Here is a 12,286-nt window from a genome sequence, read left to right as displayed (position 1 = left end):
GTGCCGTACAAGATCATGGGCGGCACGAAGTTCTACGAGCGCGCCGAGATCAAGGACGCCCTCGCCTACCTCGTCTCGGTCGCGAACCCGGCCGACGAGATGTCCGTGCGCCGCATCCTGAACAAGCCGCGTCGCGGCATCGGCGACGTCACCGAGACCGCGATCGCCCGGTTCGCCGAAGAGCACGGCATCACCTTCCGCGATGCGCTGTCTCGGCCCGCGGAGCTGGGGCTGGGGCCGAAGCTGCAGGCCGCGATCGGTCAGCTCGACCAGGTGCTCGCCGAGGCGTCCGCGATCATGCTCCCGGCGACCGGCGAGGTGCCCTCGGCGACCTCGGTGGCCGAAGGGCTCACGCTGTTGCTGAACAAGAGCGGCTACTACGACGCGCTGCGGGCCAGCCGCGACCCCCAGGACGAGGCGCGGCTGGAGAACCTCGACGAGTTCGTCGCGGTCGCCCGCGACTTCGCGCGGAACAACCCGGACGGCACTCTCGTCGACTTCCTCACCGAGGTCGCCCTGGTGTCGGACGCCGACGACCTCGACGACGAGTCGGGCACGGTGTCGCTCATGACGATGCACACGGCGAAGGGGCTGGAGTACGACGCGGTGTTCGTCACCGGCGTCGAGGAGGACCTCATCCCGCATCGTATCTCCGCAGGCGAGCCCGGCGGCCCTCAGGAAGAGCGTCGCCTCTTCTACGTCGGGATCACCCGCGCGCGCAAGAGGCTCCACCTCTCGCTCGCGATGACCCGCGCGCAGTTCGGCGAGGTGTCCGTGGCGATGCCGAGCCGGTTCCTGCAGGAGATCCCGGCGGAGCTGATCGACTGGCGCCAGTCCCCGGGGGACGTCAACTCCCGCGGAGGTACCCAGTCGCGCGCGCTGAACGCCCGCCGGCCCGGAGGAGGGTTCGGCGGACGCGACCGCTTCGGCGTGCAGCCGCTGGCCAAGCGCGAGCAGCTCACGCCGCTGTCGACGGCGATGGACCGCTTCCCGAACAAGGTCACCGCCAAGGTGCGGGACAACGGAGACCTCGAGCTCGTTCCGGGCGACCGCATCCGGCACGACGACTTCGGCGAGGGTCGCATCGAGGCCGTCACCGGCGAGGGAGCGAAGCGCATCGCGCACGTGCGCTTCGACAGCGCCGGCCAGAAGAAGCTCCTCATCAAGATCGCCCCCATCACCAAGCTCTAGACACCCCGTTAGGCTGACAGACATGGCACTGTTCTCCCGCCGCAAGAAGTCCGAGCCCGTCGAGCCCGCGGCTCCCGAGGCCGTTGCAGAAGAGGTCGTCGCAGAGACGGCGGAAGCGACCGAGGCGGTGCCCGAGGTCTCCATCTCGGTGCAGGCCTACCGGGGCGTCGGCGCGGAGGCCGGCCCCTCCGTGGCACCGCCGCTCGAGGTCGAGGACGAACCCGATGCCGCGGAGCGCGCACCCGGCCCGAGCGTGCCCACGCCCGAGCTGCCCGCCGAGGGCGAGCGTCCTCGACTTCCGCTCGCCCCCGCGATGCCCCCGGAGCAGACCCACACGATCGAGGGACTGATCGACAACGTGCTGCTGCGCGAGGCGCTCACCGAGATCGAGGAGGGGGCGTCGAACGAGCAGCTCCTCGGTGTGATGCGTCAGTCGCTGCAGGGGCATCTCTACCTGCGGGTGCACGGGGACGCGCGGCAGCAGCTCAGCGACGGTCAGCAGCTCTCGGTCGGGGTGATCCGCGACGGCGACAAGTCGTTCATGCTCGCGTTCAGCTCGGGGGAGGCGCTGCGCGCCTCGGTCGACGGCGAGGAGGATCCGACGGCCACGTCGGCGGTCGCGCAACCGGTCGGCTCGATCTATCAGCAGGTCGTCGCCGGAGGCTTCACCGGGATCATCATCGACAACGCCTCCGGGCCGCATCGGGTGGTGTTCCCCACCGAGCTGCTCGCGCAGGCGCTGGAGCAGGGCGATGCGGAGATGACCCTGAAGGGGATCGTGTCCTCGCCCCGTGAGGCCGATTCGGCCCATCGCGCCGCCGAGGCGCTGGCGAAGACGAAGGTCTGGGTCGCGGTCAACGACGGGGTCGACGGCCAGCCGGTCGGCATCGCCGAGGCGCACGCCGCCGACGGGAGCCGATTCCTGCAGGTGTTCTCGCACCCGCTCGAGGTGGTCGCCCTCGGTCGCAACGACCGTCCGATGCCGTTCGAGCCCGAGCAGCTCGCGAAGGTGCTCAGCACTCACCCCGAGGTCTCGGGGGTGCTGATCGACGCCGCCGGCCCGTCGATGGTGGTCGAGCGCGACGCCCTCGGCCCGGTGCTGGTGCTGGCCGTCGACATCGACGACTGAGGCGGTCCCGTTCGAAGAACGGATGCGACGGAGACACCGATCGTGGTTCAATAGGTAAGGCTTACCTAATCCGATTGGTGGAACATGATCTTCGACGACGCGGTGATCTCGGCGGTGACCGGGCACATGAACGGCGATCACGCCGAGGACAACCTGCTCATCGCGCGCGCCTTCGGATTCCCGGAGGCCACGGCGGCGGCCATGACCGACCTCGATGCGGAACGCGGCTATTGGCGCGTGGAGGACCCGGGTGGCGTGCACGAGCTCGCCCTCTCCTGGCTGGGGGGAGTGGTCACCGAGCGCCGTCAGATCCGCCGCGAGGCCGTCATGCTCTACCGCGCCGCCTGCGAGCGTCTGGGCGTGACTCCCCGGGAGGAGCATGGCGGGGCGCCGGAGGGTCGCGGCGGCCATCCGCACGGCGGCCACGGTCCGGCGCCGGTTTCGGCGGGTGTCGGCGACGAGGGGTTCGCGCGGCGCGTGCGCGAGGCGACCTGGAGCGATCACTCCGACAGCGAGGGCGCCGATTTCATGGCGGACATCATGCGGGGTCGCGGGACGCTCGCCGATTACACCGAGCTCGTCGCGCAGCACTGGTTCATGTACGAGGCGTTGGAGGAGGCCGCGGCCCTGCTCACGGCTGACGAACGGCTCTCCCGGCTGCACCCCGCGGCGCTGCGCCGGACACCGGCCCTCGAGCGCGACCTCGTCCATCTGCTCGGGGAGCGTTGGCGCACGCTGATCTCGCCGGTGCCGGCGACCGCCGCCTATGCGCGGCGCATCCGCGCGGTCGCCGCCGAGGGGTGGACCGCGGGGGTCGTGGCGCACCACTACACCCGCTACCTCGGCGATCTGTCCGGCGGGCAGGTGATCGCCCGGCGCGTGGCGAAGCAGTTCGGGTTCGACGGTGGCGGCGTGGAGTTCTATGACTTCGCCGAGCTGGGCGATCCGGGCGACTTCAAGACCGCCTACCGCCAGGGACTCGACGACCTCGGGGCTGTGCTCGACGAGGCGGAGCGTGTCCGGATGCTCGACGAGGTGCGCTCCGCCTACCGCTTCAATACCGAGGTGTTCATCGATCTGGGGGAGGGCCGGACCGCGGCCTGAGGGTCGCCGTCCGATCCTCAGAGGCACGGCACGGCCGCCGGCGTCGATGTGAAGCCGGCGGATATTTGGCATGCCATCAGGAGAAAACGTGGCGGAAAGAATGTCCTCCACAATGTTTGCGCCATGAATTAGGTAAGGCTAACCTTAACGCGGGCTGAACCTCTCAGCCCCTTGAGAACGCCCGAGTCGGCGGTTCCGCCGACCTCACACGAGGAGAACCTTCAGCCGTGAACACCGTCCGAAGTACGCGCAGGAACAGGGCCCTGCTCGCGCTCACCACGTCGGCCCTGCTCGCGATCGGAGGACTGCTGGCGCCCGTCGCCGCCTCCGCCGCCCCCGCGGAGAGCACCGTCACCGGTGCGACCCTCGACTGGGGCGTGAAGAGCTCCTTCCGCGGATACGTCACCAGTCCGATCGCGCACGGGTCGATCCAGACCCTCGGCGCCACCACCGGCACGTTCCGCTGGCCCGGAGGAAGCGGAACCGCTGCCTCCGACGGCGGCTCCGCCTCGATCTCCTTCGGGACTCAGGACGGCGTGCGCTTCACCGGTCACGAGATGAACGGCGTGTACGCGCTCGACCTGTCCTTCACACATCCGCGGGTGGTCTTCACCTCGGCCTCGTCTGCTCGTCTCGTGCTCGACGTCACCGGTCGTGAGTTCAAGAGCATGGATGCCGCGGGCGAGATATTCACCAAGAAGGATGTCGAGTTCGCCACGGTCGCCCTTCCCGCCGCATCGGCATCGGGGGCCCAGCGCACCTGGGCGAACGCGCCCGTGACCCTGACCGCCGCCGGGGCGGAGGCGTTCGGCGGCTTCTACAGCGCGGGCACCGCGCTGGACCCGCTGACCCTCACGGCCACGCTGCAGGACAAGCCGCAGGCGGCGGCCACCACCACGACGCTCACCGCGTCGGCGCCGAAGATCCTCGAGGGGGAGGGTGTCGAGCTGTCGGCGGTCGTCACCCCCGCGATGACTCCCGGCTCGGTGGTCTTCAGCGACGGCGAGACCGTGCTCGGCACGGTCGGCGTCTCGGGCGACACCGCCCGTCACAACGCGATGGGCCTGGCAGTCGGCACCCACTCGATCACCGCCCGGTTCGTCCCCCAGGACTCCGCGGCCTATCAGCCCTCCACGTCGGCGGCCGTCACGGTCACCGTCACCTCGGGCACCGATCAGCCCGACGAGTGGAACCCGAAGCTATCGGTGTTCCTCGCGGACGGCGTCACCCCGGCCGAGGGCAAGCCGGTGCACGTCGGCGACACGCTGATCGTCAAGGGCTCCGGGTACGACCCGAAGGCGAACGTCGGAGGCCGCGGCGCGCCCGTGCCCGCCGACCTGCCGCAGGGGAACTACGTCGTCTTCGGCAGCTTCGGCGCCGACTGGAAGCCCTCCGCGGACGCGCCGTCGAGCGCCCGCAAGGTCGCGACGCAGGGCTGGGCCCTCACCGAGGCCACTCTCGAGCAGATTCCCGAGAAGTACCGTGAGACCGTCCGTGCGCAGTGGATCCCGCTCGCCGAGGACGGCACCTTCACCTGGACCACCTCGGTCAAGGCCGTGGACGCCCCGGTCGAGGGCGGCAGCTACGGCGTGTACACCTACGCCGCCGGCGGTCAGAAGAACGCCTCCCAGGAGCTCGGCGTGAAGGTCGACTTCCAGGGCGAGCGCCCCGTCGAGCCCTCGGCCGACCCGGTGCTCGAGATCGGTTCCGGCGCGAACGCGACGCCGCGCCCGGGCGATGTCGTCACCTTCACCGTGAAGAACCTCGAGGCGGGGGAGAAGGTGCGCTTCGAGGTGCACTCCGATCCGATCGATGCGGGCACGGCGGCCGCCGGTGCCGACGGCGCGGCGCGGCTCCTGTGGTCGGTCCCGGCCGGCTTCGCGGCGGGCCAGCACGAGGTACGTGTCTACCGGGTCGTCGACGGCGTGAGCGAGAAGACGCCGTTCCTCACCAAGGCGATGACGACGGCCGCGGCGCCGGTGGTCGTCCCGCCGGTCGTCACCGAGGACCCGAAGACGCCGGTGTGCGTCGCGCGCGCCGTCGACGGGGGCTCGATGACCTGGGGCCTGAAGCAGAGCTTCCGTTCCTACGTCGAAGGGCCGATCGCCAAGGGCGAGTTCAGCGGCGGGTCGTTCGCGGCCAGCGGCGGGTCGGTGAACGTCGAGTCCGGCGCGCGCGGCACGGTGCGCTTCGGCGGCTCCATCACCGCCACCGGGCACAATGGGCTGCTCAACTTCCGTCTGAGCAACCCGAGCGTCGTGCTGAATGGCGGCGGATCCGCGGCCCTGTACGCACAGGTCTCGTCGACCGACACCAGCGGCAAGTCGTCCACCAACGGCACGGTGCACTTCGCCGATCTGTCCTTCGGTGCGGCGTCGGTCACCGGCGGCTCCGTGTCGGTGAGCGGCGCGACGGTCAGGCTGACGGCCGCGGGCGCGACCGCGTTCGCCGGCTTCTACGAGGCGGGCACCGTGCTCGACCCGATGTCCTTCCGGGTGTCGCTCGGTGCGAACACGGCCTGCGACTCGTCGACCGACCCGAGCGGCAGCGGCTCGCTCGCGACCACCGGAGCGGATGGCCCGGTGCTTCCGCTCGCGATGGGGGCGATCCTCCTGATCGCGGGCATGGCGCTCGTCGCCGTGCGTCGTCGCCTGGTCTGACGTGAGGAGAGGATGCCCGCCCCGTGCCCCGGGGCGGGCATCCTCTGACGAGAGGGAAGCACATGAAGAACAAGAGAAGACTGGTCGTCGGGGCGCTGCCCGCGGCGTTGATCGCTCTGTCGCTCGCCGCCGCCCCCGGCGCCGCGGCGGCCGGCTCCGCCTGTGCGGTGGACGGCGGGACGATGACCTGGGGGGTGAAGGAGAGCTTCCGCTCGTACATCTCCGGCACGATCGCCAAGGGGTCGTGGGAGGCCTCGGGCGGCGCGACCTATCAGACGCCCTCGTTCACCTGGAGCGGAGCGACGGGGGAGATCGATCCAGGGACCGGAGCGGGGAAGGTGACTTTCCCCGGAACGGTCCACTTCACCGGTCACGGGGGGATCCTGGACCTCACCATCGCGACCCCCACCCTGGTGATCGACGACAAGGGCGCCGGCACCCTGCTGCTCGATGTGCGGAGCAACGACACGTCCGGCGGGCTCGCGGTCGAGGAGAGGCAGGCGGAGGTCGGTCGGCTGGGGGCCGCGGTGACGAACGATGCCGCCGCCGGTGCGCTCGCGGTGGCGCAGGCGCCGCTGTCCCTGACCGAGGCGGGTGCGCCGGCGTTCGGCGGCTTCTACCAGCCCGGGGACGAGCTCGATCCGCTCAGCGTCGATGTGCGGCTCGACTGCCCGGCAGGGGAGACGACGCCGAGCCCGTCGTCCTCGCGGACGGCGGACGCCACGGCCGCGGGGCCGGCGGAAGCCGGTGTCCCCTGGCTGCCGATCGGCGTCGGTGCCGGGGTCGTGATCGTCCTGGGCGCGGGGGCGACGTTCCTCGCCGTCCGGAGGCGCGCGCGGGACTGACGCCCCGCCCGTTCCCCGCGACGCTCAGCCGCGCAGCGGGAGCACGATCCCCCGTCCGGTCACCGGATGGGGGATCACCTCCACCGGCGTGCGGTAGACCGCCGAGAGCGTCTCCGCGGTGAAGGCCTCGTCCGGGCCGCCGGCGGCGACGATCCGGCCGTTCTGCAGGAGGATCACCCGGTCGGCGTAGGCCGCGGCGAGATTGAGGTCGTGCAGGATGATCAGCACGGCGTCACCCGCCCTCGCCCTGTCCCTCGCGAGGCGGAGCAGATCCTCCTGGTGGCCGAGATCGAGGGCCGCCGTCGGCTCGTCGAGGAACAGCGCCCCGGTGCGACCCGCCACGACGCGCGCGAACGCGGTGCGGGCTCGCTCGCCCCCGGACAGCGACGGCACCCGGCGCCCGGAGAGGTGCGCGATGTCGGCGGCGGCGATCGCCGCGTCCACCGCCTCCTCGTCCTCGGCCGCCCGCGCCGTGCGCCGCCAGGGGGCGCGGCCCATCTCGACCACTTCGCGCACGGTGAAGGGGAACGACGTCGCGGTGTCCTGCAGCAGCACGCCGCGACGCCGCGACAGCTCGCCCAGCCCCCAGTCCTTTAGGGGCCTCCCGGCGAAGCGCACGTCGCCGGCGTCGGGTGACAGATCGCCGGTCAGCGCTCCGAGCAGCGTCGACTTCCCCGCGCCGTTCGGCCCCAGCACCGCGAGCAGCTCCCCGGCGTGCAGGGCGATCGAGACGTCGTCGAGGAGCGCGCGCCCCGCCCGCACCACTCGTACCCCGGCGGCCTCGCAGACCGGGGTCTCCGTCGCCGGGATCACGCCCAGCCTCCCGCCGACCGGCGTGTGCGCCGGAGCAGCCAGAAGAAGAACGGGCCGCCGACGAGCGAGGTGAGGATGCCGAGCGGGAGATCGGCCATCGGCACGAGCGTGCGGGCGCCGACATCGGCGAGCGTCAGGAGGAGGGCGCCGCCGAGAGCGCTCGCGGTGACGAGCGGCAGATGCGCCGGGCCGAGGACCATCCTCATGAGATGGGGGATCACCAGGCCGACGAAGGCGATGATCCCGGCGAACGCGACGCCCGCCCCCACGAGCAGGGCCACGACGACGATGACCCCGAGTCGCAGCCTCTCGACGTGCACCCCGAGATGCCCCGCCGCGCGCTCGCCGAGGGAGAGCAGGTCGAGACGGCGGGCGACGGCGTAGGCGGCGATCATCCCCGCGGCGAGGAGCGGGGCGACGATGAACACCTGCGGCCAGCGGCTGCCCGCCAGGCTCCCGAGCTGCCAGAACACGATCTGCTCCCGGGCCTGGGTGTCCCCGAGGAAGGTCAGCAGGGCGATCGCGGCGCCGGCGACCGCGTTGACGGCGATGCCCGTCAGCACGAGGGTGACGACCTCGGCGCGCCCTTCCGCGCGGCTCAGCGCATAGACGGCGAGGCTCACGCCGAGCCCGGTCACGAAGGCGAGCACGGGAACCGTCCACTCGCCGAGGAAGGTCAGGCCGAACACGATGGCCACACCGGCGCCGACCGCCGCCCCGGAGGAGACGCCGACCACTCCGGGCTCGGCGAGCGGGTTGCCGAAGATCGCCTGCATCAGCAGTCCGGCGATCGCGAGGGCGGCGCCCACGAGTGCCGCCATGGCGACGCGCGGGAAGCGGATCGTCCAGAGACCCGCCGTCGCGACCTCGCTGGCGGGCGCGGGGAAGAGGTCGATGCCGAGAGGGCGCAGCAGGGCGCCGAGCACCTCCGACGGTGACACGGCGAGCTGCCCGACGCCCGCGGACAGCACGACAGCGATCCCGAGGGCGACGCCGAGCCCCGCGAAGACAACGATGCGGGCACGGCGTCGATGCGCGGGGGCGGCGGCTCCGGGCGCGATCGATGACGGGGGAGCGGCCGAGGACATACCCTTATCTTAGGATAGGCTCACTTAAGTTCGAGGCGAGGAGGACGACATGGAGATCGGCATCCGACGGCTCACCGCGGCGATCGCCGGCGCCCTCCTCGTGCTCGTGCTCGCCGGATGCCACGCGGCTGCGGCGCCCGTGCCGAAGACCGCGGCGCCCGTCGCGCTGCCCCCGCTGTCGCAGCTCGACCCGGTCGCCGACCCCCGCTCCGTGCAGGGGCCGTCGACCGTGGTGATCGGACCGCCGAGCCTCATGCCGCCTGCCGAGGCCCCGACGCCCACGCTCCCCGTGACCGTGCGGTCGCACGACGGAGCGGCGGTGCGCGATGTGCGCGTCGAGGACACCTCCCGCATCATCGCGCTCTCCCTCAGTGGAACGACGGCCGAGCTCGTCCACGCCCTCGGCTTCGGCGACCGTCTGGTCGGGCGCGACGTCTCGACCGAGCTGCCGGAGACCTCCGGGCTGCCGGTCGTCACCAAGAAGGGCCACACGATCGACGCCGAGGCCGTGCTCTCGCTGCAGCCGACCCTCGTGCTCACCGACGGATCGATCGGCCCCACCGACGTCGTGCTGCAGCTCCGCGACGCCGGCATCCCGGTGGTGACGGTGCCGCGGGCGATCGATCCCGAATCGACCGCTCAGGCGATCCGGGAGATCGCCGGCGCGCTGGGCGTGGCGTCCTCCGCGGACGGTCTCATCCAGCGGCTGCGCACGGCGATCGACGAGAAGGGGGCCGAGATCTCCCGGCTCCTCCCGAAGGACCGCGAAAGGCTGCCGCGCGTCGTCTTCCTCTACGTGCGCGGCTCCGCCGGTGTCTACTACCTGTTCGGGAAGGGCAGCGGGGCGGACTCGCTGATCACCTCGGTCGGCGCGATCGACGCGGCCACGGAGAGCGGCTGGGAGGGAGAGCGCCCGATGACCCCCGAGGCGCTGGTCGCCCTCGACCCCGACGTCATCCTGGTGATGACCAAAGGCCTCGAGAGCGCCGGCGGGATCGACGGCCTGATCGAGGCGCAGCCGAGCGTCGCGCTCACCACGGCCGGGAAGAACCGGCGGATCATCGACGCCGCCGACACCGAGATCTTCGCGGGAGGCACCCGGATCCCCGACATCATGGACGGCCTCGCCCGCGCCCTCTACGCTCCTGCGTCCCTCGCCGCGGGCCGCTGAGGCGCCCGCGTCCAGTTCCGGCTCGAGCGCCCGGCGCCGATCCGGTGCGAAGCCGTCCGCCCGGTGCGCGCCGTGCGTGGTCTTCCTGCCGTCTCGACGCGACCATACCGGCCGGACGCCGCGCCGCGTATCGTCGGAGCATGGCCTCAGAGCGCGTGACCCTGACCGTGACCGACGCCGACGGTGAGCGGGAGATCGCCCTGTCGAGCCCGAACCGGGTGGTGTGGCCCGTCGACGGAGCCGACGGCATCACGAAGGCGGAGTACGCCGCATATGTGCAGGAGGTGTCGGAGCCCTTCCTCGCCGCGAACGGTCATCGCCCGGTGTCGCTGGAGCGGTTCCGCGACGGCATCTCGGGCGAGGGGTTCTTCTCGAAGAACCCGCCCAAGGGCACGCCCGACTTCGTGGACGCCGTCACGGTGACCTACAACAGCGGCCGCCGGCATCCGCAGATCGTGCTGGGCCGCGCGAGCGCGATCGTCTGGGCCGTGCAGATGAACACCATCGTCTTCCACCCCTGGGCCTCCCTCGCCGACGACACCGACGATCCCGTCGAGCTGCGGATCGACCTCGACCCCCAGCCCGGCACCGGGATGCCGGAGGCGATCGCCGCGGCCCGTGAGCTGCGCAGCGTGCTGCGCGAAGCCGGTCTCGAGCCGTTCATCAAGACCAGCGGCAACCGCGGTCTGCACGTGTTCTGCCCGATCGTGCCGGAATGGGAGTTCCTCGTCGTGCGGCACGCGGTGATCGCCGCCGGGCGGGAGCTGGAGCGGCGGATGCCCGACGCGGTGACCACCAGGTGGTGGAAGGAAGAGCGCGGGGAGCGGATCTTCGTCGACTTCAACCAGGCCAATCGCGATCGCACGATGGCCGGCGCCTACAGCCCCCGCGCGCTTCCCGGTGCGCCGGTCTCCACCCCGGTGCACTGGGAGGAGCTGGACGATCTCGACCCCGCGCGGTTCACGGTGCGCACGATCCCGACGAGACTCGCCGAGGTCGGAGACCCCTGGGCGCGGATGCAGGAGTCGCCCGGTCGCATCGACACCCTTCTCGAATGGTGGGAGCGTGACGTCGCGAACGGCCTCGGCGAGATGCCCTTCCCGCCGGAGTTCCCGAAGATGCCGGGCGAGCCGCCGCGCGTGCAGCCCAGCAAGAAGGTCGCTGCGAACTGGGACGAGGAGGGGCGCCCCGCCGAGCGCTGATCCGTCAGTCGAGCACGTCGGCGAGGTCGTATCCGGCGACCGTGTCGAGTTGCGCGTAGGTGCACGAGGCCGCGTCGCGATCGGGACGCCAGCGCGCGAACTGCACGGTGTGCCGGAACCGCGCGCCCTCGAGCTGGTCATACCGCACCTCGAGCACGCGCTCGGGCCGTAGTCGCACGAAGGAGACGTCCTTCGCCCCGGAGAACCGCGAACGCTCGCCCTCTGCCGTGACGACGCCCCCGTCGGCGTCGCGCTCGACGAGGGGGGCGAGGTCGTCCACGAGCTGCTGCCGCATGGCGTCGCTCCAGGCGGCGACCCCGCCGACCTGGCGCAGCACGCCGTCGTCGCCGTACAGCCCGACGAGCAGAGAGCCCACGCCCGATCCGCTCTTGTGCACACGGTAGCCGAGGGCCACGACGTCGGCGGTGCGCGCGTGCTTGATCTTGACGAGCGTCCGCTTGCCCGGTGCGTAGGGGTCGTCGAGCGGCTTCGCGACCACCCCGTCGAGGCCCGCGCCCTCGAACTCCGCCAGCCAGCGGCGGGCGAGTTCGGGGTCGCCCGTGGTGCGGGTGAGGTGCAGGGGGTGCGGCGCGCCGGCGAGCATCCGCTCGAGGCGGGAGCGCCTTTCGCGGAACGGGAACGGCTGCAGGTCTTCGTCGCCGTCGGCGAGCAGGTCGAACGCGATGAACATGGCGGGCGTCTCGGCCGCGAGCTTCGCCACACGGGAGGCCGCTGGGTGGATCCGCTGGCTGAGCGCCTCCCAGTCGAGGCGCTGCGCCCCGGCCGGCCCGGTCGCCACGACGATCTCGCCGTCGAGGAGGCAGGGGCCGGGAAGGGCGGCGGCGAGCTGTTCGACGAGCTCGGGGAAGTACCGGGTCAGCGGCTTCGCGCCGCGGGATCCGATCTCGAGCTCGTCGCCGTCCCAGGCGATGAGGCCGCGGAAGCCGTCCCACTTCGGCTCGAAGAGCATCGGCGTCTTCGCCGGGTCCGGGATGGATGCCGCGGCCTTGGCGAGCATCGGGGCGGGGATGTCGTACATGCGTACATTCTGCCCCCGGCCTCGGACGCCCGGGAGGCCTCCCG

The 12,286-nt window shown here is 71.8% G+C and carries 10 protein-coding genes; 7 read left to right on the top strand and 3 right to left on the bottom strand.

Going from position 1 to position 12,286, the window contains the following annotated elements; all coding sequences use genetic code 11:
* The 5 genes from ABWO84_RS13385 to ABWO84_RS13365 all read left to right on the top strand — a co-directional run.
* On the top strand, positions 1 to 1,191 hold a 1,191-nt coding region (locus ABWO84_RS13385; RefSeq protein ID WP_353115351.1), incomplete at its 5' end, for an ATP-dependent helicase.
* 22 nt (positions 1,192 to 1,213) lie between these two features.
* Positions 1,214 to 2,320 carry an SseB family protein gene (locus ABWO84_RS13380; protein ID WP_353115349.1) on the top strand — a complete coding sequence of 369 codons (1,107 nt, stop codon included), beginning with the start codon at positions 1,214 to 1,216 and terminating at the stop codon, positions 2,318 to 2,320.
* An 84-nt stretch (positions 2,321 to 2,404) separates the two neighbouring features.
* Positions 2,405 to 3,424, top strand: coding sequence for a biliverdin-producing heme oxygenase (locus ABWO84_RS13375; RefSeq protein ID WP_353115347.1), 1,020 nt, complete (start codon positions 2,405 to 2,407; stop codon positions 3,422 to 3,424).
* Positions 3,425 to 3,651: 227 nt separating this feature from the next.
* A complete protein-coding gene (locus ABWO84_RS13370; RefSeq protein ID WP_353115345.1) occupies positions 3,652 to 6,084 on the top strand; it encodes an HtaA domain-containing protein in 2,433 nt (810 codons plus the stop codon).
* Between the two features lie 62 nt (positions 6,085 to 6,146).
* Entirely contained in the window at positions 6,147 to 6,929 is a 783-nt protein-coding gene (locus ABWO84_RS13365) for an HtaA domain-containing protein (protein ID WP_353115343.1), read from the top strand.
* A gap of 24 nt (positions 6,930 to 6,953) precedes the next feature.
* Here ABWO84_RS13365 and ABWO84_RS13360 read toward each other — a convergent pair whose 3' ends face one another.
* The gene (locus tag ABWO84_RS13360; protein ID WP_353115341.1) at positions 6,954 to 7,742 is read right to left on the bottom strand and encodes a heme ABC transporter ATP-binding protein; all 789 of its coding nucleotides are present in this window, start codon (positions 7,740 to 7,742) and stop codon (positions 6,954 to 6,956) included.
* Positions 7,739 to 8,830 carry a FecCD family ABC transporter permease gene (locus tag ABWO84_RS13355; RefSeq protein WP_353115339.1) on the bottom strand — a complete coding sequence of 364 codons (1,092 nt, stop codon included), beginning with the start codon at positions 8,828 to 8,830 and terminating at the stop codon, positions 7,739 to 7,741. The genes ABWO84_RS13360 and ABWO84_RS13355 overlap by 4 nt, the downstream gene beginning before the upstream one ends.
* A gap of 49 nt (positions 8,831 to 8,879) precedes the next feature.
* On the opposite strand from ABWO84_RS13355, the gene ABWO84_RS13350 reads away from it, so the two are divergent.
* Positions 8,880 to 10,001, top strand: coding sequence for a heme/hemin ABC transporter substrate-binding protein (locus ABWO84_RS13350; RefSeq protein ID WP_353115337.1), 1,122 nt, complete (start codon positions 8,880 to 8,882; stop codon positions 9,999 to 10,001).
* 140 nt (positions 10,002 to 10,141) lie between these two features.
* Positions 10,142 to 11,203 carry a non-homologous end-joining DNA ligase gene (gene ligD / locus ABWO84_RS13345; RefSeq protein ID WP_353115335.1) on the top strand — a complete coding sequence of 354 codons (1,062 nt, stop codon included), beginning with the start codon at positions 10,142 to 10,144 and terminating at the stop codon, positions 11,201 to 11,203.
* A 4-nt stretch (positions 11,204 to 11,207) separates the two neighbouring features.
* Here the strand turns inward: ligD and ABWO84_RS13340 are convergent, their stop codons facing one another.
* The gene (locus ABWO84_RS13340; protein ID WP_353115333.1) at positions 11,208 to 12,242 is read right to left on the bottom strand and encodes an ATP-dependent DNA ligase; all 1,035 of its coding nucleotides are present in this window, start codon (positions 12,240 to 12,242) and stop codon (positions 11,208 to 11,210) included.
* Positions 12,243 to 12,286 lie beyond the last annotated feature (44 nt).

Origin of the sequence: Microbacterium sp. (assembly GCF_040394595.1) — a bacterium.
Classification (GTDB): domain Bacteria; phylum Actinomycetota; class Actinomycetes; order Actinomycetales; family Microbacteriaceae; genus Microbacterium.
This window is presented reverse-complemented; position numbering and strand designations above follow the sequence as displayed.

Excerpts from the sequence above, each read along its gene's own strand:
- ABWO84_RS13355 (WP_353115339.1), bottom strand. The coding sequence starts at position 8,830 with ATGTCCTCGGCCGCTCCCCCGTCATCGATCGCGCCCGGAGCCGCCGCC.
- ABWO84_RS13340 (WP_353115333.1), bottom strand. The coding sequence starts at position 12,242 with ATGTACGACATCCCCGCCCCGATGCTCGCCAAGGCCGCGGCATCCATC.
- ligD (WP_353115335.1), top strand. The coding sequence starts at position 10,142 with ATGGCCTCAGAGCGCGTGACCCTGACCGTGACCGACGCCGACGGTGAG.
- ABWO84_RS13365 (WP_353115343.1), top strand. The coding sequence starts at position 6,147 with ATGAAGAACAAGAGAAGACTGGTCGTCGGGGCGCTGCCCGCGGCGTTG.
- ABWO84_RS13375 (WP_353115347.1), top strand. The coding sequence starts at position 2,405 with ATGATCTTCGACGACGCGGTGATCTCGGCGGTGACCGGGCACATGAAC.
- ABWO84_RS13350 (WP_353115337.1), top strand. The coding sequence starts at position 8,880 with ATGGAGATCGGCATCCGACGGCTCACCGCGGCGATCGCCGGCGCCCTC.
- ABWO84_RS13380 (WP_353115349.1), top strand. The coding sequence starts at position 1,214 with ATGGCACTGTTCTCCCGCCGCAAGAAGTCCGAGCCCGTCGAGCCCGCG.